Below are 21,719 nucleotides of genomic sequence, written 5' to 3'. Positions count from 1 at the left end.
GTCATTCCTTTTCCGTGCGGGGCGGTGCGCCCACGGGTTCGGCATCGGCAACTGCGGGGTCCGCGGGGTTGTCCGTCGCGGAGGATTCGGATGCGGCCGGGGACTCGGGCCGTGCATCGGGCCCGGATTCGGCCGGGGACTCCGGCTCCACGTCAGGCGCGGAGCCGGCCTCGGGCGTGCGGTCCGGGGTGGCCGCGGGGCGGGGCAGACGACGGGCGGCAACGGCCCGGACCCGGCCCGGCAGACCGGCCAGTCCCGTCGGGGCCACGAACATCACCGTGATGATCAGCAGGCCGAAGACCACTCCGGGTGCCGCCTCGCTGACGTCCTGGGAGACGCTCGGCACGTACATCACGAACGCCGCCCCCAGCAGGGGCCCGTACAGCGAGCCGAGCCCGCCGACCACCAGGCCGGCCAGCAGCGTGATGGACAGAACGAAGCTGAAGGAGTCCGGCGAGACGAAGCCGATCACCCAGGTGTACAGACACCCGGCGACGCCCGCGAACATCGCGCTCCAGGCGAAGGCGAGGGTCTTGTGCAGCGACAGCTGTACGCCCATGACCTCGGCGGCGCTCTCGTTGTCCCGCACGGCGAGCAGGGCCCGGCCGACCCGGGAGCGCAGCAGGTTGCGGGCGAGCAGCAGGGCGACCGCGGTGACGGCGAGGACGACGAGGTACAGCCACTGGTCCTCGGCCAGCCCGCTCCAGGCGGGTGGCTGGAGCTTGTCCACGGTCAGGCCCATGGAGCCGCCGGTCACCGGTTCGAGCCGCTTGAGCAGAGGGGGCAGGAACACCGCGAAGGCGAGGGTGACCAGGGCCAGATACAGACCGCGCAGCCGCAGCGCTGGCACTCCGAACCCGAGGCCCAGCAGGAAGCATCCGGCGGCCGCGACCGGCAGGGTGGCCAGGTGGCCGGTGTCGTACCGGTCGAGCATGACGGCCGCGGTGTAGGCACCGGCCGCGAAGAACGCGCCGTGCCCGAGCGAGATCTGCCCGCCGAAGCCGACCAGGAGGTTCAGTCCGGCCAGGGCCACGGCGTACAGGAGCACCATGGTCAGCTGGAAGACCTGGAAGGGGGCGAAGTAGAACGGTGCTCCGACGGCGAGTGCCGCCGCGAGCAGGACGGTGAGGGCGGCCCGCAGGCGCCGGGCCCGGTCCGTGCCGAGGGTGGCGATGATCGTGCTCATGCGCGTTCCACCGCCGCTCGCCCGAACAGGCCCTGGGGCCGTACCAGCAGCACCGCCAGGATGATCACCAGGGGGACGCCCACCTTCAGATCGGCGCCGACGAAGTCGACGTACGCCCCGGTCAGCGTCTCGGCGAGGCCCACGAACAGGCCGCCGACGACCGCGCCGACCGGGCTGTCGAAGCCTCCGAGCGTGGCCGCGGCGAAGGCGTAGATCAGGACGCCGCCCATCATGTTGGGCTCCAGGAACAGCAGCGGGGCGACGAGCACACCGGACAGCGCGCCGACCGTCGCGGCCAGCCCCCAGCCGAGCATCAGCACCCGGCTCACCCGGATGCCCGACAGCCGGGCGGAGGCCGGGTTGCAGGCGACCGCCCGCATCACCAGGCCGATGGAGGTGTGCTGGAACAGCACATACAGCAGGCCCATCACGGCGGCCACCACGCCGATGATCCCGAGCGTCGACCAGTCCACGCGCACCCCGGCCAGGTCGAGCCCGCCGTCGGGGAACGGCTGCGGGAAGTCCTTCACGGTGAACGACCAGATCAGGCCGGCCAGCGCGTTGACGAAGATGAACAGGCCGACCGTGACGATGACGATGGTCAGCTCGGGTGCGCCCTGCACGGGGCGGATGACGATCCGCTCGACGAGCATGCCGCCGGCGAAGGACACCGCGAGGGTGACCGGCAGCGCCAGCCAGAACGGCATCCCGGACGCCACCAGCTGCCAGGCCACGTAGGTGGAGAGCATGGCCAGCTCGCCCTGCGCGAAGTTGACGATCCCCGTGAACCGGTAGATCAGCACGAGGGCCAGCGCCAGGCTGGCGTACACCGCGCCGGAGCCCAGTCCTTCCACCACTTGCTGGAGAAGTTCGGTCACGGCGCTCACCCGCCCTTCCGGGCGCTGACGGAGACACCGAGGTACACCTCGGCGACCTGCCCGTCCTCGCGGATCTGTGCGGCCGGTCCGGACAGCACCAGGCGGCCGGCCTCCAGTACGTGCGCCCGGTGCGCGATGTCCAGCGCGAGCTGGGCGTTCTGCTCGACGACGACCACGGTGGTGCGTTCCTCCTCGTTGACGGCACGGACGATCTCGAACAGTTCGCGGGTGACGAGCGGGGCGAGGCCCAGGGACGGCTCGTCCAGGAGCAGCAGCGAGGGCCGCAGCATCAGCGCCCTGCCGATGGCGAGCATCTGCTGTTCCCCGCCGCTGAGGCTGCCCGCGGCCTGGCGGGAGCGCTGGCGCAGCTTGGGGAAGTAGCCGTAGATCCGCTCCAGGTCGGCCGCCACGGCCGCGCGCTCGGCCCGGCGCCGCGTGCGCAGGTGGGCGCCGATGCGCAGGTTCTCCTCGACGTTCAGCTCGTTGAAGGTGCCCCGGCCCTCGGGCACGTGCGCCACCCCGAGCCGGGCGGCCTGCTCGGGCGAGCGGCCCAGCAGCTGCGTGCCGTTCAGGGTGATCGAGCCCCGGCCGCGGACCATGCCGCACAGTGCCCGCAGCGTCGTGGTCTTGCCCGCGCCGTTGGGCCCGAGGATCGCGCACACCTCGCCGCGGGCGACGGAGAAGTCGAGGCCCTGGAGCACGCGGGCCTGGCCGTATCCGGCGTGCAGATCGGTGACCTTCAGGAAGTCCGGCTGCTCCGCGGGCTCCACGGCCTCCGCAGCCTCCGGGGCTTCGGTGGCTTCGGTGGCTTCGGTGGCTTCGGTGGCTTCGGTGGCTTCGGTGGTGGGCTCGCTCATGCGGCCACCCCCAGGTACGCCTCGATGACCGCCGCGTCGCGCTGGATGTCCTCGGGCGAGCCCTCGGCGATCTTGCGGCCGAAGTCGAGGCAGACCACCTTGTCGCACAGGCCCATCACGAACCCCATGTGGTGTTCGACGACCACGAGGGTGAGGTCGAAGTCCTGGCGCACCGACCGGACCAGCTCCGCGAAGTGGCCGACCTCGCCGTGGCTGAGCCCGTTGACGGGTTCGTCGAGCAGCAGCAGCCGCGGCCGTACCGCGAGCGCCCGGGCCAGTTCGACGCGTTTGAGCGTGCCGAACGGCAGCCCGGAGGCGGAGTGGTCGGCGACGTCCGCCAGGCCGAGTCGCCGTAGCAGGTCATCTGCCCGGTCACGTAGTTCCCTCTCCTCCCGCCGGACGCGGGGCAGCCGGAGCGCCGCGGCGAGGTGTCCGGTGCGCCCCCGGCTGTGGGCGCCGACCATGACGTTCTCCCGGACCGTGAGCCGCGGGAACAGGCCGAGGTTCTGGAAGGTGCGGGCGATGCCGCGCCCGGCCACGGTGTGCGGCGGAAGGGCGAGCAGGTCCTCACCCTCGAACCGCACGGTTCCCGCATCGGGGGTGCAGCGCCTGGTGAGGCAGTTGAACAAGGTGGTCTTGCCGGCTCCGTTCGGTCCGATGAGCCCTACGGCGGTGCCCTGCTCGACGGTGAACGCGACACCGTCCAAGGCCGTGATCCCGCCGAAACGCACGCTGATACCGTCGACCGCGAGCATGAGTGACGCCCTTTCCGACGTGCTGGGGGGTGGGCGAGCGTCACAGTAGGTGGGGGTGTTCGGGGCGCACATTGGGTGTGAGCACCCAACTTCCCGGTCGCCGGACTGTGCGCCGCGCACAGGTCGCCGCGGATGTCTCACCCCGGGGCTGTTGACGGAGCACGAGTCGGGCGGCGACGATCGGCGCCATGCCTCGTGGTCCCGCTCCGGGCGCCCCCGAACTCTCCGAACCGCTCCGCCGGGAGCGGCGGCGGATCCTGCACACCGTCCACGAGCGGATCGAGGAGGTGGCGGAGACCGCCGTCGAGGTGATGCGCACGGAGATCCCGTCGTACGCCCTGCAGGACGAGCGGTTCTTCGACGACGTACGGGAGCAGGTGCTCGAGCACTACCGGATGCAGTTGGCGGCACTCGCCGGCGACCGGGCCATCGCCCCCGAGGACCTGGTGTTCAGCCGAGCGGCGGCGATGCGCAGAGCCCGGGCGGGGTTCGCCCTGGAGGACTGGATCAGCGCCTTCCGGGTCGGCCGGCAGGTGCTGTGGGACGCGCTGCTGGACTGCGCGGGCACGGCGGCCGAGGCCCAGCAGGCCGCGCTGTCCCTGGTCACCCCGCTGATGCGGTACGTCGACTTCGCCAGCACCCATGCCGCGCAGGCCTACGTCGAGTACCAGCAGCACGTGGTGGCGGACGCGGACCGCGAGCGCCGGGATCTGCTGGACCAGCTCCTGGCGGGCGTGGCTCCGACGCGCGGTCCGCTGTTCGCGGCGGCGCAGGCGTACGGCATCGGACCGCGCTCGCCGATGATGGCGGTCGTGGCGGTGTGCGTCGACAACACCGGCAGCGGGGACCTCACCTCGGCCGAGCACGGGTACGCCACCAGCGCGTCGATCAGCGTCGCCGGGCCCTGGGCCGGCCGCACCCTGGTCGTCGTACGCCACGGAGAGGTGGTGACCGTGCCCGTGGTCCGGGCCGGCATGAACGCGGAGGACATCTGCGCCCACTTCGAGGCCGTGCAGCGGCGGCTCGCGCGGGCGGGGACGATGCTCTCCATGGGCATCAGCACCGTCGCACAGGGCGCTTCCGAGCTGCCGCGCGCCTATGCGGAGGCGCGGGCCGCCCTCGACCTGGTGCCGAGCGGGGGCGGGGTGGCGGCGCTGCCGCGGCTGTCCCCGTTCGACTACCTGGCGCTGCGCGCCGACGACCTCGCCCGCCAGCTGGTGGACTGCCGGGTGCGGGCGCTGCTGGAGGAGGACCGAAGACGCGGCGACACGCTGGCCGCCACCATTCGGGCCTTCGCGGAGGCGGATCTCAATCTGCGGCTGGCCGCCGACCGGCTGCGCATCCACCACAACACGGCGCACTACCGGTTGCGCCGGATCGAGGAACGCACCGGCCGCAATCCGCGCCGGATCGCCGACCTCCTGGAACTGCTGGTCGCCCTCGCCATCCGCGACGGGGCCGGGGAAAGTGAGGACGGCCGGTGAGCGGCATCGTTGAATCCACTGGGACCGAGGCGGGACGTCAACTGCCGGAGGAACAGGGGCACATGGGCCTGTCGGAGGGCGACGGCGGCCAGGACCGGACAGTGCGGCGCGCGCTGCTGGACGCCGCGCTGTCGGTGTTCACCGAGCGCGGTTACACCGACGCCGGTCTCAGTGAGATCGCGGCACGCTCCGGCATCCCGGTGGGCAGCCTGTTCCAGCACTACGGCGGAAAGCGGGGGCTCTATCTGGCCCTCTGGGAGGAGTTCCGGGAGGAGCAGGAGCGCAGGACCGCGGCCACGCTGGCCGCCGAGCGCGGTCGTGGCGTGGACGACCCCATCGCCCTCTTCGTGGCGGGAGCCAGGGCATACCTGGGCGGCGCCTGGGACAACCGGCGGCTCGCCAAGCTCCTCGCGGAGGACGACGGCCCCGCGGGCTTCGACAGGCTGCGCCGCCAGTGGGACCGCGCGTGGGTACGGCGCAACGCCCGGCTGTTGAAGGTGGACGAGCGGCGGCGCGCCGGCCGCGTGCGGGTGAGCGTGCTGACCACCGTGATCGGAGGGGCGGCACGCGAACTGGGCGACTGCGGGGACGAGACGGAGGCGCGGGAGATCGTGGACGAGGTGTGCGGCATCCTGATCCACCTTTCGACACCGCCGGGTTGAAACCCCGGACGCGTGGCTCGGCGGGACGCCCGACGAGGGAGCGTCCGGCGCTTCTGCACACCGGACGCCCGCTCCCCCGCCTCAGATCCCGATGGTGGCTCCTTGCCTGAACGGGAGTGCGTCACCGAGCAGTTGCCCGCCGTCGATCACCATGGTCTCGCCGGTGATCCAGCTCGCGGCGTCGGAGACGAGGAAGGCGACCGCCGAGGCGATGTCGGCCGGCTCCCCGATGCGCCCGAGCGCCGTCGAGGCGGACACGGCCTCCTCGTGCTCCTTCCACAGCGCCTCGGCCAGCTTGGTGCGCACCACTCCCGGTGCCACCGCGTTGACGCGGACCTTCGGCGAGAGCTCCAGGGCCAGTTGCTTCGTGAGGTGGATCAGTGCGGCCTTGGACGCGTTGTACAAACCGATGTTCGCCTCGAAGGCCATGCCGCCGACCGACGCGGTGTTGACGACGGCACCGCCGTGCTCGCCCATCCAGGCGCGGGTGGCCAGACCCGTCCACAGGACGGGAGCCCACAGGTTGACGTCGAAGGTCTTGGCGAACCGGCCGTGGTCCTGGTCGATGACCGACCCGAAGGCCGGGTTGGTCCCCGCGTTGTTGACGAGGATGTCCAGGCTTCCGAAGCGCTCCAGCGTCAGCTCCACACAGCGCCGGGCCGCATCTTCGTCGACCGCGTGCGCGCCGACGCCGATCGCGGTGCCCCCGACCTGGGCCGCGGCGGCGTCTGCCGCCTCCTGGGAGCGGGAGGTGAGCACGACGTTTCCGCCCGCGGCGGCGATGGCCTGCGCGATCGCCAGCCCGATACCGCGCGAGGCGCCGGTGACGACGGCGGTGCGACCGGTGAGATCGAGTCCTGCCATCTCAGTTCACCGCCGTCGTGGCCGTGTCGCGGTACTGCCGCAGTTCCTGTCTGGCGATGGCCCGCTTGTGGACCTCGTCGGGACCGTCCGCCAGCCGCAGCGTCCGCAGACCGGCGTACATAAACGCCAACGGGAAGTCGTCGGTCACTCCCGCTCCCCCGTGCACCTGGATCGCGCGGTCGACGATCTTGAGCGCGATGTTCGGGGCTGCCACCTTGATGGCGGCGATCTCGGTGCGCGCTTCCTTGTTCCCGACCGTGTCCATCAGATACGCGGCCTTCAGCGTGAGCAGGCGGATCATCTCGATGTCGATCCGCGCTTCCGCGATCCAGTCCTGGATGTTGGAGCGTTCGGCGATGGGGCTGCCGAAGGTCACCCGTGACTGCGCGCGCCGGCACATCAGCTCCAGCGCCCGCTCGGCCGCGCCGATCGCCCGCATGCAGTGGTGGATACGACCGGGCCCGAGCCGGGCCTGGCTGATCGCGAAGCCCTCGCCCTCGCCCTTGAGGACGTCCTTGGCCGGCACCCGTACGTCATGGAAGTCGATCTCGGCGTGGCCCTCCCGGTCCTGGTAGCCGAACACCGGCAGACCACGCAGCACCGTGATCCCGGGGGCGTCGATCGGGACGACCATCATCGACTGCTGCCGGTGCGGGGCGGCGGTGGGGTCCGTCTTGCCCATGACGATGAGCACCTTGCAGTTGCGGTGCAGGGCGTTGGACGCGAACCACTTGCGGCCGTTCAGCACGTACTCGTCGCCGTCGCGCTCCATCCGCAGCTCGATGTTGGTGGCGTCGGAGCTGGCGACACGCGGCTCGGTCATGGCGAAGGCCGAGGCCATCGTTCCGTCGAGGAGGGGCTTGAGGTACTTCTCCTTGTGCTCGTCGCTGCCGAACAGCGTGAGCACCTCCATGTTGCCGGTGTCGGGAGCGTTGCAGTTGCACGCCTCGGAGGCGATGTGGCTGCGCCCCATGATCTCGGCCAGCGGCGCGTATTCGAGGTTCGTCAGCCCCGGACCCCACTCCGGGTGCGGATGGAAGAGGTTCCACAGTCCGCGCTTGCGCGCCTCCGCCTTGAGTTCCTCGATGATCGGAGGGTGGAAGTGCGGGTCACCCGAGGCGCGCATCTGCTCGTGGTACACCGCCTCGGCGGGGTAGATGTGCGTATCCATGAACTCGAGCAGGTCGGCCTGGTACTTCTTGGCGCGGTCCGATATCTCAAACAAGGACATGCGAACTCCTGATGGAAGAAGGGAAAGTCAGGAAGGGGAAGCAGGGCGGGCGCGGAAGAGCCTTCACGGCGCACCGGTCATGGCTGCGCCAGCAGGGAGCTCTGGTAGCGGCGCATACCGCGCAGCCACCGGTCGTAGTCCGAGCCCTTCTGCCGGTACATCTCGAGAACGTCCTCGTGCGGCAGGATCAGGAAGCGCTCGTCCTCGAGCGCGGCGAGGACGGCGTCGGCGACGTCAGCCGGCTCCAGGACGTCACCAGCTGACGTTACGGCCCGCGTCGCCGCTCGGCCGAGCGCGTCGCCGGAGTCCTCCCCGGAGGACAGCATCCTGGTGTTCACGCCCATCGGGCACAGACAGCTGACCCGGACCCCGCGATCGCCGTAGGTGACACTCAGCCACTCGGCGAAGGCGACGGCCGCGTGCTTGGTGACGGCGTAGGTGGCGGAACCGATCTGGGTGAGCAGCCCGGCCGCCGAGGCGGTGCTGACGAAGTAGCCCTCACCGCGCTCGAGCCAGCGCGGCACCAGCAGCCTGGCCGCACGGATGTGGGCGCGCAGGTTCACGTCGATCGAGAGGTCCCAGTCCTGTTCGGTGGCGTCGAGGCCGGGTGCCCCGGCGATGCCCGCGTTGGCGAAGTAGAGATCGACCGGGCCGTACGTGCTCTCGGCCAGGGCGATCAGCTCCTGGATCCGGGTGGTGTCCGACAAGTCTGCGCCGGCGCTGACCGTGCTGCCCGGATGGTCGGCATTGACTCCCTCCGACACCGCCCGCGCGGCCTCCGCGTCGAGGTCGGCGACGACGACCCGGGCACCCTCGCGGGCGAGTCGTGCGACCAGCGCGCTGCCGATGCCGCCACCTCCCCCGGTGACGATGGCGACTCTTTCTGCGACGTTCACGGCGGGCCCTCTCCGTCGAAGGTGTGCGATGCGCCCCACCTGTATAGTTGAATCCGACGTCAGGTTCAATACCTGCTCGCGCGGGGCCACACGAAGAAAGCCGCCCGATCCCCCGAGGGATGAGCGGCTGTCAGGCGGACGGATCAGCGGTGGCCGGGAAACCTCAGGGCGTTCGCCCAGAGCCGGGTGACCGTGGACACAAGCTCCTCGAAGTCCACCGCCGTACCTTCTTCTTGCCCTTCACTGAGCACGAAGGCGTTGTACGCCATGACGCTGACCATGCCCGACAGCGCACGGGACGCCATCATCGGATCGACCTCACGGTCCGCGACACCGCGCGCCTGCAGTTCGGCGATGCCACGGGCATTGCGGCGGATGAACGCCTCCCCGCGCAGCCTTCGGAACTCACGGAACTCCGGCTCCACTTGGGCCACCTGCTCGAGCAGCGCCATCAGCTTCGCGTTCCGCCGGTATGCCGCGAGGTATGCGCGGTTGCTCGCCTCGAGTACCGCATGGGGGTCGTCGGTGTCCTGCACCCGGGTCATGCCGGGGTGCAGCATGTCCTCCTGCGCTTCCAGGAGGACGGCCGCAAGCACCTCTTCCTTGTTGGAGAAGTAGGTGTAGAACGATCCGGCCGCGCAGCGGGCCTCTTTGGTGATGTCGGTCAGGCGGGCGTCGAGATAGCCGTCCCGTTCGAACACCTTCCGCGCGGCCTTCACCAAAGCGGCCCGCGTCCGCGCTCCGCGCTGCGTCGTGGGCGGCTCACGGAGCTGCGAGAAGGGCGCCACGGGTGGTGCCTGCTCGCTGTCGGTCTCCTCGGGCGCGCTGGTGTCCATCCCGGGGACTTTACTTGAATCCGACGCCATAGTCACAAACCCCGAAGGGGGGTCCCGGTCGCTCGGTCATGTGGTGATACGGAAGCGTTCGGCGAGTTGGCGGCGGGTGTCGGCGGCGCTGGTGTGGAGTACGCCGGCGATTCCGATCCGTGCCGCTCCGTCGAGGTTCTGCTGCAGATCGTCGATCATGACCGCCTCCTCAGGGTCGACGCCGAGGCGTTCACATGCGATCGCGTAGATCCGCCGGGAGGGCTTGCGGATCCCGACGTAGGAGGAGATGACGACGACGTCGGCCACGGCGGCGAGGTCGACGCCGTCGTAGGTGCCGGTACCGAACGAATTCGACACCAGCGCCACGGGAAAGCCGGCAGCTCGGAGCTCACCGAGCAGCGCGAGCATGTCCTGGTCGATGGACATTCCCGCTTGCATCCTGGCCGTGAGCCCCTCGGCCGGTACGTCGGCGCCGTGGGCGCGCAGGCGCTCGGCGAACCCCCGCTCGAAGGCTTCGGCGTCGATGCGGCCGCATTCGTGGTCGGCCAGGAGGGTGCGTGAGGGCTGGTCCCGGGCGAGGAGTTCCAGCGGCAGGCCCGGGTCGCCACCGAGCGAGGCGCCGAAGTCCCTGAAGGCCTGCAACACGCTGGAGGTGAGGACCCCGCCGAAGTCCACCAGGACCGCGGTTCGGCCCTTCCCCATCAGACGACCTCGAACAGTCCGGCCGCGCCCATCCCGCCGCCGACGCACATCGAGATCACCACGTACCGGACCCCTCGGCGCTTGCCCTCGATGAGGGCATGCCCCACCAGGCGGGCGCCCGTCATGCCGTAGGGATGACCGACCGAGATCGCGCCGCCGTTGACGTTGAACCGCTCCGGGTCGATGTGCAGTTCATCGCGGCAGTACAGCGCCTGGGAGGCGAACGCCTCGTTGAGTTCCCACAGGCCGATGTCGTCGATCGTGAGGTTGTGCTGCTTCAGCAGCTTCGGAATGGCGAACACCGGGCCGATGCCCATCTCGTCCGGCGCGCAGCCGGCGACGGTCATCCCCCGGTAGACGCCCAGCGGTTCCAGTCCGCGGCGCTCGGCCTCCTTCGCCTCCATCAAGACCGAGGCCGAGGCCCCGTCCGACAACTGCGAGGAGTTCCCGGCCGTCACGCTGGAGTGCGCGCTCACCTGGCCGTCCGGCAGCACCGGCGCCAGCCCGGTCAGGCCTTCGAGCGTGGTCGAGGCGCGGTTGCCCTCGTCCCGGGTCAGGGTGACCTCCTCGTCCCGCACCTCCCCGGACTGCTTGTCGAGCACCTTCTTGACGCTGCTCAGCGCGACGATCTCCCGGTCGAACCGGCCGGCCTCCTGCGCCGCCGCGGTGCGCTGCTGCGACAGCAGCGCGAACTCGTCCTGGCGTTCCCGGCTCACGCGGTAGCGTTCGGCGACGATCTCCGCCGTCTGCAGCATCGGCAGGTAGATGCTCGGCTTGTGCTCGACCAGCCAGGGGTCCGTCATGCGGTGGGTGTTCATGTGGTCGTTCTGCACCAGGGAGATCGACTCGACGCCGCCGCCGACGGTGACCTGCATGCCGTCCGTGACGATCTGCTTGGCGGCCGTCGCGATGGCCATCAGGCCCGACGAGCACTGCCGGTCGATCGTCATCCCCGACACGGCGTCCGGAAGTCCGGCGCGCAGAGCGGCCTGACGCGCGACGTTGAAACCGGACGACCCCTGCTGGACGGCGCAGCCGAAGACGACGTCCTCGACCTCCCCTCCCTCGAGTCCGGCGCGCTGCACCGCGTGCGAGAGGGCGTGGGCGGCTAGTTCCTGTGCCTGGGTGTCGTTGAACGCGCCGCGGTAGGCCTTTCCGATCGGGGTCCGTGCCGTCGAGACGATGACTGCTTCCCTCATGTCACCTCACTGCTTTCTGTTCGGTCTGGTTCTTCCGGGAGCTTCGAGTGCCGGGCTTCGTTATAGTTGAATTCGACGTCATGTTCAATCAAGCTCATCTCACACCTCAGGGCTTGACAGCCGCCCCCTCCACCTGAAGGCTACCGACCAGTCGGTATGAAGGGGTGGGTCGTGACCGAGCTGAGCATCTCCACTGATGCGGGCGTGTTCGACGCGATCGTGGCGGGTCCTCCCGGGGGCCGCCCGGTGCTGCTGCTGCACGGCTTCCCGCAGACGGGGCTGGTGTGGAAGCGGCAGATCGCGGCACTGGCCACCCACGGCTACCGGGTGGTGGCACCGGACCAGCGTGGTTACTCCCCCGGCGCCCGCCCCCAGCGGCCCGAGGACTATCGCATGAACCTTCTCGTCGACGACGTGGTCGCGATCACCGAGGAACTGGGCTGGGCGACGTTCGACCTGGTCGGCCACGACTGGGGCGGCGCGGTGGCCTGGTGGACCGCTGACGCCCACCCCGGCCGCGTACGCACCCTGACGGTTGTCTCCACCCCGCACCCCGGTGCGCTGGCCACCGCTCTGCGCACCGATGAGGATCAGCGTGAGCGCTCGCGCTACATGATCGACTGGCGCGAAGCACCCGCGACCGAAGATCGCATGCTCGCCCACGATGCCCAGCAGCTGCGCACCTTCTACGCCGGGAAGATCCCGCACGACAGCGCCGAGGCCTACGTGCGGCACCTGTCCCAGCCGGGCGCTCTCACCGCCGCACTGAACTGGTACCGGGCCGGCCGCCCCGACCGCCCGATCGGCGTCGTCGACGTACCCACGCTGTACGTCTGGAGCACGCAGGACAGCGCGTTCGGCGCGGCGGCGGCACAGGAGACCGGGCGATGGGTGAAGGGGCCGTACCGGTTCGAGACCCTCCAGGGAGTCAGCCACTGGGTCCCGGAGGAGGCGCCCGAAACGCTGAGCCGCCTTCTGCTCGACCATCTGCGCACGCACGGCGCGCACTGAATCGCAGCGAAGCCCCCTCATTCGTCGAGTCCCCGGAGAGGTGACCCCATGAAGTCAGCGCGCGCGGCCTGGCGCCGCCTGGAGCCCCTGCACGGGATGATCTACTTCGTCCCCGAGGCCAAGCGACGGTACGCGGACCTCGGACTGAGCGGACGCGCCGGGTACTTCACCTCCCGGAGCGCCGCGTTCGGCCGGGCGTCCGCCGAGCTGGTCATCTCGACCTTCTACAACTTCAACCCCGGTCTCGTACGGCAGGCGGTGGCCGGGGCCTGGGACGCGACGACGCCACAGCAGGTGCTGGAAGCGCGGTACGCCGCCGCGGGCGAGGCCCTGCGCCGGGCGGGCATCCACGAGTTCCCCGCCCTGGACGAGGTCCTGGCGCTGACCCGCAGGGCCGCCGAGGCCGCCTGCGAACACGCGCCGGGCCGCCCGCTGTTCGCCGCGCATGCCGCCCTGCCTTGGCCGGAGGAACCGGTGCTGCAGCTGTGGCACGCCCAGACGCTGCTCCGGGAGTTCCGAGGGGACGGCCACGTCGCGTGCCTGCTGAGCGAGGGCGTCGGAGGCTTGGAATCCCTGATCCTGCACGCTGCCACCGGTGAGGTTCCCGTCGACTTCCTCAAGGCGAGCCGCGCGTGGCCCGAGGAAGAGTGGGCCGAGACCGAGGAACGCCTGCGCACGCGCGGCCTTCTCGACGGTGACTCCCTCAGCGCCGAAGGCGTACGCCTGCGCCGGCACATCGAGGACCGCACCGACCTGCTGGCCCTTCCCGCCTACGCCGCCCTGGGTGACAGCGACTGCGAACGCCTGGCCGAACTCGCCCGCCCGTTCGGCCGCGCCGTCGTCGACGCCGGGCTCCTCAAGCTGGACTGACCGGGACGTGCACTTCCGCGTCGGCGGCGCGGCCGTCGGCAAGGCGACCACCAGCCTGGTCGTCAACAGCGACAACGTCATCGGCGACCACATGTGGATCTGGCGCGCCGACCACGGCAGCGGCATCGTGACGAACTACCCGTAGAGCACCACTGAGCACAACGCGCTGAGCCCGCCGTCGGCCGTCCCTCCACCCGAGGGACGGCCGACCCACTTGTCCAACGCCTCCAGGGACACCCTCAGCCATGTCGCCGGCCCAGGTAAGAGCCGAGCCGACGCCCTCCGGCGGTTCAACTGCTTCGAGCGGCACGGGACCGGTCCCGCGTCACAGGTGCGAGTCTGTTCCGGACCGGCACCGGCCGGTCCGGCCACTCCGTCAACTCCCTTTCGGCTACGCACCGTTGACCTATCGGAGGAGTTCGTTTTCCACTGGTCGTTTTCGGGCACATCGGTTACCGGTCGTCCGCTCCCAGGCGGGAGTGCGCTCCGTGGGGGGGATCCATGTGTGAAGACCTCGGGTTTGCAGAACTCCTCGATGACGAGGGCTTCTTCGCGTGTCTGCTCGGGCCGTCGCTGTCGGCCGGCGACCGGAAGCTGCTGTACGGCCCCGACCTTCCCGTGGTCCTGCTGACCGGCGGCCCGGGCATGGGCAAGAGGCGGCTGCTGCGTGCGGTGCATGATCGTTTCGCCACCAAGGTGCCGGTGATCTATCTCGACTGCGCCTCGCAGCTGTACGCGAACCGGGCGGCCCCCGAGCCGGACGCCCGCTCGGCCGCGACCGAGGCCCTGGTCGAGGCCGCCCAACGGCTGTGCACCTGGCAGGGTCCGGGTGGCTCGTTCACCTTCCCCCGTCTCTTCACAGGCCTCGCGATGATCGCGACCGGCGCCGCGGACGGCAGCCCCACCGCGGTCGCGACGGAGATCCAGCGGTACGAGAGGCTGCCCCAGAGGCAGCGCTTGCGCGGCCTGGGGGCAGGTGACTTCTGGCGGGGCGTGCTCGGCGGAGTCATCCAGAACCTGCTGACGGCCCTGGGTGGGCAGCTGCTCGGCCCGTACCCGGCGGCCGTGGCCAACGCGTTGCTGGACGCACTCTTTGCGCGCTTGGGGCCCCGGGGCATGGCGGAACTGGAGCGGATCTACGGCGCCTATCCCGCGGCGGGCGGTCAGCCCGGCCACGGCCTGCGCAACCTGGCCGCCGACTTCAAGGCCGGCGGTGAGGGGCGGGAGCTTGCAGAAAGCTTCCTCTTCCGGGCGCTGCGCGAGGACCTGGAGGCGGCGTACGCCTCGGCGGTCGGCTGGCTGAGCCGGGTCGGTCGTCCGGGGCTGTTGCTGGACCACGCCGAGTCGCCGCTGGGTGAGCAGCTGCTGCGCGCGGTGCTCACCGATCGCCGGGGCGGGCAGCGGGACCGCGTGGTGATCGTGGGCACGGCACGCCGGGACGACGGCGGTGCCTTCCTGTACGACGGCGGGCCGGGGCAGCAGGTCGCGGCCCCCGTGGAGTTCCACCCTGCCGACGGTGGCCCTCCCGAGTGGTCCCGGCGCACGGGCAGAGGAGCGAACCTGGCACCACTGGCCGACGGGGTGCTCCTGCTGCGTATGCCTCTACTCACCGGTGACCAGCTCGGCGAGGAGACCTCGCGCAGACAGCAGCGCACGGAACCGGAGGGCGGCATGAACCGCCGCCGTATCGATGCCGCCGTGGCACGGCTGAGCGGCGGACGACCGCACACCGTGATCCGGCTGGCCGCCGCCACGGCTGCCTTCCGGATGCCGGAGGACGCCAATGACCGGGACATACTGGACGCCCCGTTACGACTGGCCGGCAACGGCGACCACGAGCGGTCGGTGGCCGATGTGCTGTTGCAGGAGCTGATCCTGGATCAGCTGCCGGTGCGACTGCCGGCCGAGCACCGTGACCAGTGGCTCGACCTGCTCACTCATCTGTCGGTGGCGCACGACGAGGAGTGCGCGGACGTCCTGCTGCGCCACCATCAGGCCGGCCGGGTCCACGAGTTGACGGCTCATGATGTCGCGGAGCTGCTCACCGACACCGGATGGCCCGGTTGCGAGCGGCACTTCATAGGGGACTTCGGGCTGCGCCAGCTGCTGGTGCACCGGCTGTACGGACTGAGCTCCGGCGGCAGCGCCTGGCACGCCGACCACCACTTGCTGCGGGACCACTACACGGCACGCGCGCAGGCGGGCGAACAGGCGCAGAACGGCGGGGCGTTCCGTTCGGTCACGGCGCACCGGATGAACCACCACCTGGTGTCCGGCGGTGTGGACGATGTGGTCGGCCATCTGGCCGCCACACTGCCCGGCCGCCCCCAGGAGTGGTGCGCTGAGCTGCTCGAGATCGCCCAGGCGCCGTATCCGGGCGGAGCGGACGCCCGGCGGGGGCGCGCCCAGGGCCTGGTGGCGGTGGACGGACCCGCGCTGCGCCGCACCGTCGATCAGTTGCTGCACGCGGTGTGGCTGTGCGAGGAGCGGACCAGGCCGACCGGAAGCGAGATGGCGGACACGCTGGCCACGTTGCTGAGACTGCTTTCGATCATGGAGTTCGACGGCGCGAGACAGCTCCGCAGGACGGCCACGGAGTGGAGCGGCTTGGCGAAGAACGAGCAGCCGTTGCTGCGCTGTACCTGTACCGGCCGGCTCGGGCGAAGGAGGTGACGGGGATGCCGAGGTGGAGGGTCGTACCCCGATGGAGGGGAATGCCACGGTGGAGGAAGATCCTCTATGCGCTGCTGATCGCGGGGTCGGTCACCGCGTGCGCCGTGTTCGCCTGGTCCGCCTTCCGCAAACCTGACACCTGCGCCGACGGGATCGAGCGGATCGACGGCGAGTGCGTCGGCGTCGACGGCGAAGGCTACGACTTCGGCACACCGGAGATCCGCGACGTGGCACGGGCCATCGCACGCGAGAACAAGAGGATCGAGGGCCAGCCGTACGTCACGGTGGCGCTGATGCTGCCGCTCCAGTCGGAGCGTGCGGAACTGCGTCGGCAGATGCGCAGCGACCTCCAGGGCGCCTACCTGGGGCAGCGGCAGGCCAACGAGGGCGAGGGGGAACCGCCGAAGATCCGGCTGGTGCTGGCGAACCCCGGACGGAACTACGGGCAGCAGGAGCACATCGTGGACACCCTGCTGCGGATGGCCGACTCGCCCGAGGAGCGGCTGCGTGCCGTCACGGGCTTCAACCTCAGCCTCGACGCCACGGAGGACGCCGTCGAGCGTCTGACGGACCACCAGGTCCCTGTGCTCGCATCCCGGATCAGCGGGGACAGGATCGCCAACAAGGACAGTGCCGACGGGATGGCGAAGCTGCGGTTCCCCGGCCTGGCCCGGATCCTCCCCACCAACCACGACGCCGCCCAGGCGCTGGCCAACTTCAACGGCGAGCGGGGCCGCCAGAACCTCAAGACGGTGCTGGTCTACGACAAGCGCTCCGACGCCTACAACGAGTCGCTGGCGAAGGCGTTCAGCGGGATCGAGGAGAAGGGTCCGCCCGGTCCCGCCGCGATGTCCTTCGAGTCCCCGGCGATAGACGAGCCGGGCTCGACCGGCAACCAGTTCACTCAGATCGCCAACAACATCTGCGACTCCGAGGCCGACACCGTCTACTTCGCCGGGCGCACGCTGCATCTGCGGATCTTCGCGCTCAAGCTCGCTCAGGTGGGCTGCAAGGACCGGCACTACACCATCGTCAGCGGTTCCGACGCCGCCTCTCTGCGCCAGGCCATGACGGCCAAGGACTGGGAACAGCTGCGCGGTGAGGACGGCCACGCGAAGGTGACGGTGCAGTACGCCGCCCCCGCGCATCCGGACGCCTGGAGTACCGAGTTGGCCCGCTGGAACGAGAAGTGGGACGCGGAGCACGACCGCGAGCCCACCAAGGAGGAGCTCCCCCAGTACCTCACCGAGCCCGAGGCGGCCCTGGCCGCCTTGGAGAAGCGGATCGAGACCACGCGCAGCGAGGGGGTGCGGCTCGGCTCCGTCCCGAACCTGGAGGACTCCCGCACGATGCTCGTGTACGACGGCCTCGTCACCATCGGCAAGGCACTGCACCAGGCCCAGCAGGGCAGCGCCGCGGCGGTGCCCGGCCGTGAGGATGTCGGCCGCCAGTGGTCGCTGCTCCAGTCCCGGCACCGGGTGCAGGGCACGAGCGGCCTCATCTGCCTGACGAGCGGCGGCAATCCGTACGACAAGCCGGCCGCGGTCGTCGAGCTGGATCCGGGCCGGGAAGGCCACGGCAAGCTGAAGTTCGTCGGCCTGGGCTGGCCCACCGGCCGGGAACAGCCGAGGAACTGCGTGATCCCCAGCAGCACTCCCTGAGCGGTGTCCCGTAACCGCTCGTCATGATCGGAGGTCGTCGTTCACCCTCAGGGAGTGTCTGCCGCCTGCTGCGCCGGCCTTCATGCCCTCAGACGGCGGCGGGCTTCCCCGGGCCGGGGACGGTGCGGAAGCGGAACGGTTCCGGTTCGCGGCCCGCCTGGACGAACCAGCACTCCCCCGCACCGTCGCCGGTGACGATCCGCAGCACCGTGTCCGCCACGACCTCGGCCGGGATGACGGGCAGGCCCTGCTCGGAGAGCATGTCGCGCAGCGGGTCGATGATCCGCGATTCGGCGAACCCCGGGCAGATCGCGTTGAAGCGCACGTTGTCCGGCGCGAGAGCCGGTCCGAGGGAGCGTGCGAGTCCGACGACCGCGTGCTTGTTGGCCGCGTACAGGGGGTCGAGCGGTACGGCCGCCAGTCCCGCGAGGGAGGCGGTCGCCACGATCGCCCCTCCGCCGCGGGCCCGCAGCGCGGGCAGCACAGCGTGGGTGCCGTAGACGACGCCGTCGAGGTTGGCGCCCATCGCCCGGCGGTAACGCGCCGGATCGAAGTCGTCGCCGACGCCGCATCCGGTCGCCACGCCCGCGTTGAGCAGCGCGATGTCGACCCCGCCGTACTGCTCCTGGGCGAAGTCGACCAGAGCGTGGTTGGCCTCGAGGTCGGACACGTCGCAGGCGCGGAAGGCGCCGTCGATCTGGTCCGCCACCTCGCGGCCGGCCCGCGCGTCGAGATCCGCCACGACCACCCGTGCCCCGGCCTCCGCCAGCGCGAGTGCCATGGCCCGGCCGAGTCCACTGGCACCGCCGGTGACGATCGCCACCTTGCCCGCCAGCGCGGCGCCGTCCGTCCGCCCTCCCCGGAGGGCCTCGGCGGCGGTCATGACAGCTCCAGCACGAGCTTGCCGACGTTCTCGCCGCGGAAGAGCATCTGCAGCGTCTCGGGGAAGTCGTCCACGGTGCCCCTCACCACGTGTTCCTTGACCTTGATGCGGCCGTCCCCGATCCAGGCGGAGATCTCCTGCGCGGCCTTGGCGTACTGCTTGGCGTAGTCGAAGACGACGAAGCCCTCCATCCGGGCCCGACGCACCAGCAGCGTCAGGTAGTTGGAGGGGCCCTTGACCGGGGTGGCGTTGTTGTACTGGCTGATCGCGCCGCACACCACCACGCGCGCGTGCATCGCCAGCCGGGTCAGGGCGGCGTCGAGGATCTCCCCTCCGACGTTGTCGAAGTAGACGTCGATGCCGTCGGGAGCCTCCCGGCGCAGCGCCTTGCGCACATCCTCGGCGCGGTAGTCGATCGCCGCGTCGAAGCCCAGTTCGCCGGTGAGCAGCGCGCACTTCTCCGGACCACCGGCGATGCCCACGACCCGGCAGCCCTTGGCCTTCGCGATCTGCCCCACCATGGTGCCGACCGCGCCGGCCGCGCCGGACACCACGACGGTCTCGCCGTCCTTCAGCGCCCCGACGTCGAGGAGGCCGAAGTAGGCGGTCATGCCGGGCATGCCCAGTGCGCCGAGATACGTGGAGGGCGGTGCGAGGGAGGTGTCGATCTTCATCGCTCCCTTGCCGTCGGAGACCACGTATTCCTGGACGCCGAACGTGCCGACCACATGATCGCCCGGCCGGTAGTCGGGGTGGTTCGAGGCGGTGACCTCGATGACCGACCCCGCGCGCATCACTTCGCCGATGCCGACGGGCGGGAGGTAGGAGGGGCGGTCGTCCAGCCAGCCGCGCATGGCCGGGTCGAGGGAGATGACGCGCGTCCGGCCCGCGAAGAGGCCCGGTCCCGGTTCCTCGACGGGTACGGAACGGTGCTCCCAGTCCTCGGGTTTGACTTCGCCGACGGGGCGGGCGGCCAGACGAATCTGGCGGTTGGTCGCAGACATCTCGTCTCCTGTCGTTCACGGCTCCCCAGCGAGGGTACCGACCGGTAGGTATGTCATGGGTAGTGACGTGTATCACACGTCGCGAGCGGGCCCTGCGGGTCAGCGGTAGGTGAGCAGGTCCCGGCGCTCTCCGGCGAAGTGGGCGTGGTCGTTGAAGGCCAGCAGGCTGATCCCGGATCCGCCCGCCACCAGCGTGGTGACGGCGGCGTTGACCGCGACCCGGTTGAGGCCGACCGTCCCCGCGGCCGACGCGCCGAGCAGCCTTCCGCACAGCGCGGCCACCACTCCCCCGGACGTGGCCACCACGGCGTCGCGGCCGGGACCGAGGGAGGCGACCAGGTCGCCCAGAGCCGCGAAGGCTCCCTGCGAGAAGGCCGCCCAGCCGTCGTCGTCCGGGTCGTTCATCCACTCCTCCAGCGCCCGGTCCAGCAGCTGCTGCGTACGACGGGAATCCGCGAGCACTCCGGGCGCGGGCGGGCCATGGCGATCGAGGAGGCGGAGGTGGTCGTACTCGTTCCAGCGCGGGTCTCTGGCGGGGGCACCGCCGAGTCCGGCCGCCTTCATCAGCAGCTCGGCCGTGTCGTACTGGCGGTGCAGCGTGCCGCAGACGACGAGCGGATCACGCAGCCCGCGCCGTGCCAACTCGGCACCCACGACGGCCGCTTGCTGCCGCCCGAGTTCCGAGAGCACGTCGTACGTCGGTGAACCGAACGACGCCTGGCCGTGCCGTACGAGGTGGATGACCGGCATGGGGACCTTTCGGGGGGTGGCGGAAGGCAGCCGGGCGCGACGGGGCGCACGCCGAGCGGGACGGCTACGGCTACGGCTACGGCTACGGCTACGGCTACGGCTACGGCTACGGCTACGGCTACGGCTACGGCTACGGCTACGGCTACGGGGTGATGATGTGGCCGGTGCGCGGCGAGGTCCGACCCGACTGGACTTCGTGCCAGACCCGCTCGAGGCTCTGCGGGCCGTTGCTGTGCACGATGTCGACCCACCCCTCGGCCACGGGCAGGAACTCCTTCCACGCCTCGGCGAAACGCTGGTCCAGCCCTTCCCGCCCCCAGTCGCCGATGCGCTTGCGCATCTGGTCGGGGGCGAAGAACATGCCCGGCCCCGTCTCCGCAAGGGTGCCGGCGGGCGCGGGTGCCTGGTTGGTGATGCCGACGACGACCTCGTGCACCAGCGAGTCGCCCAGGTGGGCGCTCAGCCGGGCGGACAACTGCTCGTCGCCCGCGAAGTCGGCGTACAGCGTCTGGGTGCGAGGGAGGCGGGAGACGTCCTCGTAGGTCAGCACCCGGTCGTAGCAGCCGAGGCCCTCGGTGAAGGCCAGGTTGCGCGGCGAGGTGAGGCCGACCACCTCGCAGCCCTGCCCCTGGAGCAGGTGGGCGGCGCCGTAGGCGGTCTTGCTCGAGGCAGACGACAGGACGACGGTCTTCGCGCCCAGCCAGGCGTTGTCGACGAGCCAGTCGGCCAGCATGAACGAGGTCCAGAACAGCGGGCGGTACAGAACGTGCAGGTCCTCCCGGCCGGCCTCGTAGGCGAGGTCGCCGGTGGTGAGGGCGTAGGCGTTGTAGGGGCGGGGCAGCGGCACGCGATGAGGGCTGGCCTCGCGGAAGCCCCGCTCGTCGACCCGGTCGGGGCGGACCAGCAGGTGGCTCGCGGACGGGTAGTAGCCGTAGTAGCGGCTGCCGGTCTCGATGCCCTCGACCCGGGAGGCGACGACGTCGGCGAAGCCCCAGAGCGGGACGATGCCCCAGCCGGCCCGGGACGCGGGGAAGAACTCCCAGTAGCGGAACGAGTCTCCGAGCGCGGCGTAGGTGACGTTGTTGGCGGTCAGGCCGACGCGGTCGACGCGCAGCAGCGCCTCGCCGTCCCGGAGCTGCGGGACGGGGACGTCGTCCAGCTCGGCGGTAGACAGGTCGTCGCGGCGGACAAGCAGATTCCAGGGCGTGGCAGCGGTGGTGATGTCCATGCCCTGGAACGTACTTGAATCCGGATTCGGATTCAATACTGGGCTAGGCTGCACACATGCTCACCCCAGCCCCTGAACCCGAACCGCCCGCGCGGCGA

Annotated in this window: 21 protein-coding genes; 7 read left to right on the top strand and 14 right to left on the bottom strand. The window is 70.7% G+C overall.

Annotation, left to right across the window (positions count from 1 at the left end; genetic code table 11):
- Nucleotide 1 precedes the first annotated feature (1 nt).
- From ACZ7L6_RS08310 to ACZ7L6_RS08295, 4 genes are read right to left on the bottom strand one after another with little or no spacing between them, the layout of a single operon-like run.
- Nucleotides 2-1,186, bottom strand: coding sequence for a branched-chain amino acid ABC transporter permease (locus ACZ7L6_RS08310; protein ID WP_471921190.1), 1,185 nt, complete (start codon nt 1,184-1,186; stop codon nt 2-4).
- On the bottom strand, nt 1,183-2,064 hold the full coding sequence (locus tag ACZ7L6_RS08305; protein WP_471921189.1) for a branched-chain amino acid ABC transporter permease: 882 nt from the start codon (nt 2,062-2,064) through the stop codon (nt 1,183-1,185). The genes ACZ7L6_RS08310 and ACZ7L6_RS08305 overlap by 4 nt, the downstream gene beginning before the upstream one ends.
- A gap of 5 nt (nt 2,065-2,069) precedes the next feature.
- Nucleotides 2,070-2,921 carry an ABC transporter ATP-binding protein gene (locus ACZ7L6_RS08300; RefSeq protein ID WP_471921188.1) on the bottom strand — a complete coding sequence of 284 codons (852 nt, stop codon included), beginning with the start codon at nt 2,919-2,921 and terminating at the stop codon, nt 2,070-2,072.
- On the bottom strand, nt 2,918-3,676 hold the full coding sequence (locus ACZ7L6_RS08295; protein WP_471921187.1) for an ABC transporter ATP-binding protein: 759 nt from the start codon (nt 3,674-3,676) through the stop codon (nt 2,918-2,920). The genes ACZ7L6_RS08300 and ACZ7L6_RS08295 overlap by 4 nt, the downstream gene beginning before the upstream one ends.
- A 188-nt stretch (nt 3,677-3,864) precedes the next feature.
- On the opposite strand from ACZ7L6_RS08295, the gene ACZ7L6_RS08290 reads away from it, so the two are divergent.
- Nucleotides 3,865-5,160, top strand: a complete 1,296-nt coding sequence (locus ACZ7L6_RS08290; protein ID WP_471921186.1) for a PucR family transcriptional regulator — start codon at nt 3,865-3,867, stop codon at nt 5,158-5,160.
- On the top strand, nt 5,157-5,822 hold the full coding sequence (locus ACZ7L6_RS08285) for a TetR/AcrR family transcriptional regulator (RefSeq protein ID WP_471921185.1): 666 nt from the start codon (nt 5,157-5,159) through the stop codon (nt 5,820-5,822). Before ACZ7L6_RS08290 ends, ACZ7L6_RS08285 begins: the two co-directional genes overlap by 4 nt.
- Before the next feature lie 81 nt (nt 5,823-5,903).
- On the opposite strand, the gene ACZ7L6_RS08280 is transcribed toward ACZ7L6_RS08285, so the two are convergent.
- The 6 genes from ACZ7L6_RS08280 to ACZ7L6_RS08255 all read right to left on the bottom strand — a co-directional run bounded on the left by ACZ7L6_RS08280 (nt 5,904) and on the right by ACZ7L6_RS08255 (nt 11,541).
- A complete protein-coding gene (locus ACZ7L6_RS08280; RefSeq protein WP_471921184.1) occupies nt 5,904-6,686 on the bottom strand; it encodes an SDR family oxidoreductase in 783 nt (260 codons plus the stop codon).
- A gap of 1 nt (nt 6,687) precedes the next feature.
- Nucleotides 6,688-7,917, bottom strand: coding sequence for an acyl-CoA dehydrogenase family protein (locus ACZ7L6_RS08275; RefSeq protein WP_471921183.1), 1,230 nt, complete (start codon nt 7,915-7,917; stop codon nt 6,688-6,690).
- Nucleotides 7,918-7,994: 77 nt separating this feature from the next.
- Nucleotides 7,995-8,813, bottom strand: a complete 819-nt coding sequence (locus ACZ7L6_RS08270) for an SDR family oxidoreductase (RefSeq protein ID WP_471921182.1) — start codon at nt 8,811-8,813, stop codon at nt 7,995-7,997.
- Nucleotides 8,814-8,956: 143 nt separating this feature from the next.
- Entirely contained in the window at nt 8,957-9,649 is a 693-nt protein-coding gene (locus tag ACZ7L6_RS08265; protein ID WP_471921181.1) for a TetR/AcrR family transcriptional regulator, read from the bottom strand.
- A gap of 66 nt (nt 9,650-9,715) precedes the next feature.
- Nucleotides 9,716-10,342 (bottom strand): HAD family hydrolase, encoded by a 627-nt coding sequence (locus ACZ7L6_RS08260; RefSeq protein ID WP_471921180.1) that lies wholly within the window; start codon nt 10,340-10,342, stop codon nt 9,716-9,718.
- A complete protein-coding gene (locus ACZ7L6_RS08255; protein WP_471921179.1) occupies nt 10,342-11,541 on the bottom strand; it encodes an acetyl-CoA C-acyltransferase in 1,200 nt (399 codons plus the stop codon). The genes ACZ7L6_RS08260 and ACZ7L6_RS08255 overlap by 1 nt, the downstream gene beginning before the upstream one ends.
- Nucleotides 11,542-11,712: 171 nt before the next feature.
- Between ACZ7L6_RS08255 and ACZ7L6_RS08250 the strand changes: the two genes are divergently transcribed.
- The 5 genes from ACZ7L6_RS08250 to ACZ7L6_RS08230 all read left to right on the top strand — a co-directional run bounded on the left by ACZ7L6_RS08250 (nt 11,713) and on the right by ACZ7L6_RS08230 (nt 17,756).
- Nucleotides 11,713-12,552 carry an alpha/beta fold hydrolase gene (locus ACZ7L6_RS08250; RefSeq protein WP_471921178.1) on the top strand — a complete coding sequence of 280 codons (840 nt, stop codon included), beginning with the start codon at nt 11,713-11,715 and terminating at the stop codon, nt 12,550-12,552.
- A 48-nt stretch (nt 12,553-12,600) separates the two neighbouring features.
- Nucleotides 12,601-13,422, top strand: coding sequence for an SCO6745 family protein (locus ACZ7L6_RS08245; RefSeq protein ID WP_471921177.1), 822 nt, complete (start codon nt 12,601-12,603; stop codon nt 13,420-13,422).
- A 7-nt stretch (nt 13,423-13,429) separates the two neighbouring features.
- A complete protein-coding gene (locus tag ACZ7L6_RS08240) occupies nt 13,430-13,567 on the top strand; it encodes a hypothetical protein (protein ID WP_471921839.1) in 138 nt (45 codons plus the stop codon).
- A 356-nt stretch (nt 13,568-13,923) separates the two neighbouring features.
- The gene (locus ACZ7L6_RS08235) at nt 13,924-16,095 is read left to right on the top strand and encodes a hypothetical protein (protein ID WP_471921176.1); all 2,172 of its coding nucleotides are present in this window, start codon (nt 13,924-13,926) and stop codon (nt 16,093-16,095) included.
- A gap of 41 nt (nt 16,096-16,136) precedes the next feature.
- Nucleotides 16,137-17,756 carry a type 1 periplasmic-binding domain-containing protein gene (locus tag ACZ7L6_RS08230; protein WP_471921175.1) on the top strand — a complete coding sequence of 540 codons (1,620 nt, stop codon included), beginning with the start codon at nt 16,137-16,139 and terminating at the stop codon, nt 17,754-17,756.
- An 88-nt stretch (nt 17,757-17,844) separates the two neighbouring features.
- On the opposite strand, the gene ACZ7L6_RS08225 is transcribed toward ACZ7L6_RS08230, so the two are convergent.
- The 4 genes from ACZ7L6_RS08225 to ACZ7L6_RS08210 all read right to left on the bottom strand — a co-directional run bounded on the left by ACZ7L6_RS08225 (nt 17,845) and on the right by ACZ7L6_RS08210 (nt 21,621).
- Nucleotides 17,845-18,639 (bottom strand): SDR family NAD(P)-dependent oxidoreductase, encoded by a 795-nt coding sequence (locus ACZ7L6_RS08225; protein ID WP_471921174.1) that lies wholly within the window; start codon nt 18,637-18,639, stop codon nt 17,845-17,847.
- Complete coding sequence (locus tag ACZ7L6_RS08220) at nt 18,636-19,643, bottom strand: NADP-dependent oxidoreductase (protein WP_471921173.1); 1,008 nt, start codon at nt 19,641-19,643, stop codon at nt 18,636-18,638. The genes ACZ7L6_RS08225 and ACZ7L6_RS08220 overlap by 4 nt, the downstream gene beginning before the upstream one ends.
- Before the next feature lie 99 nt (nt 19,644-19,742).
- Entirely contained in the window at nt 19,743-20,393 is a 651-nt protein-coding gene (locus ACZ7L6_RS08215) for a histidine phosphatase family protein (protein WP_471921172.1), read from the bottom strand.
- Nucleotides 20,394-20,535: 142 nt separating this feature from the next.
- Nucleotides 20,536-21,621, bottom strand: coding sequence for a DUF2855 family protein (locus ACZ7L6_RS08210; protein ID WP_471921171.1), 1,086 nt, complete (start codon nt 21,619-21,621; stop codon nt 20,536-20,538).
- Nucleotides 21,622-21,719 lie beyond the last annotated feature (98 nt).

The sequence above is a fragment of the Streptomyces sp. NPDC107522 genome, assembly GCF_055657525.1.
Note: the sequence above shows the minus strand (reverse complement) of the source record. Positions and strands in the feature narration are given on the sequence as shown.